This is a genomic window from Methylobacterium sp. WL18 (assembly GCF_008040015.1).
Taxonomy (GTDB): Bacteria; Pseudomonadota; Alphaproteobacteria; order Rhizobiales; family Beijerinckiaceae; genus Methylobacterium; species Methylobacterium mesophilicum.
The window spans coordinates 1-994 of the sequence record NZ_VRVD01001053.1 but is presented as its reverse complement, the minus strand read 5'-3'; the positions used below and the strand labels follow the sequence as shown (position 1 = coordinate 994).

Annotated in this window: 2 protein-coding genes; both read right to left on the bottom strand. The window is 71.2% G+C overall.

The genetic code is table 11. From position 1 onward, the window contains the following. Window positions 1–248 precede the first annotated feature (248 nt). Window positions 249–404, bottom strand: coding sequence for a hypothetical protein (locus tag FV228_RS30840; protein WP_007563230.1), 156 nt, complete (start codon window positions 402–404; stop codon window positions 249–251). Between the two features lie 124 nt (window positions 405–528). Then, window positions 529–994, bottom strand: a 466-nt coding sequence (locus tag FV228_RS30835) for a pyridoxal-phosphate dependent enzyme (protein ID WP_147857873.1), incomplete at its 5' end; no start/stop codon positions are given.

Here is a 994-nt window from a genome sequence, read left to right as displayed (position 1 = left end):
GCGACCGCCTGGCCCTGGTGCCGGCCCAGGCGGTCGCGGCCTTCCTGGCCGGCCAGGGTGTCGCCGAGGCGAAGCCGATCCCGAATTCCGGGCCCGGCGCGGTGGCCCAGGCCATCGTCGGGATCAGCTGTCGATAGGGCCCGCCTCGCGGACCGGGGAACCTGCCCCGAACCGTGAGGCGGGCGCGCCGTTTCGGACGCGCCCTGCCGAACCGGAGACGCTTCGGCAGGGCCGCGTCCGAGGGGCGCTTACAGGCGGCCGGTCACCAGCAGCACGATCAGCACGATGAGCAGGATGCCGCCGAGGCCGAAGCCGGGGCCGCGATAGGCGCCGCCGCCCAGGAAGCCGCCGCCGCCGAAGGCCAGGATGATCAGGATGATGAGGAGAATGGTAACGAGGGACATAGAACAGGCTCTCCGGACGGTCGCTGTTGTTGCGAGCGTGACCGTTGAAACGCTGCGACAATCCGTTCCGTTCAACGCCGGGCCGCACTTTTGCGGGGATATTCGCTGGATCGGGCCGTAGTTCTCAGGCGTGCCAATCCGGCAACACATCCTGCGGTGCTTCGAGCCAGCCCGGGACCGGCAGGCCGCGCTCGGTCAGGAAGGCCGGATTGAACAGTTTCGAGGCGTAGCGCGCCGCCCCGTCGCACAGGATCGTCACCACGGTGTGGCCGGGGCCGAGCTCCCGGGCCAGCCGGATCGCCCCGGCGACGTTGATGCCGGACGAGCCGCCGAGCGACAGCCCCTCCTCCCGCATCAGGCCGAACACGATGTCCAGCGCCTCGCGGTCGGGGATCCGGAACGCATGGTCCGGGGTGAATCCGGCGAGGTTCTTGGTGATCCGGCCCTGGCCGATCCCCTCGGTGATCGACGAGCCCTCCGCCTTCAGGGTGCCGGTGGTGTAGTGCGCGTAGAGCGCCGAGCCCTCCGGGTCGGAGAGCGCGATGCGCACGCCCGGGTTGCGGGCCCGCAGGGCCGCCGCGGTGCCGGCC

Bases quoted from the DNA above. Each gene is read 5' to 3' on its own strand.
- FV228_RS30840 (WP_007563230.1), bottom strand. From the start codon at position 404: ATGTCCCTCGTTACCATTCTCCTCATCATCCTGATCATCCTGGCCTTC.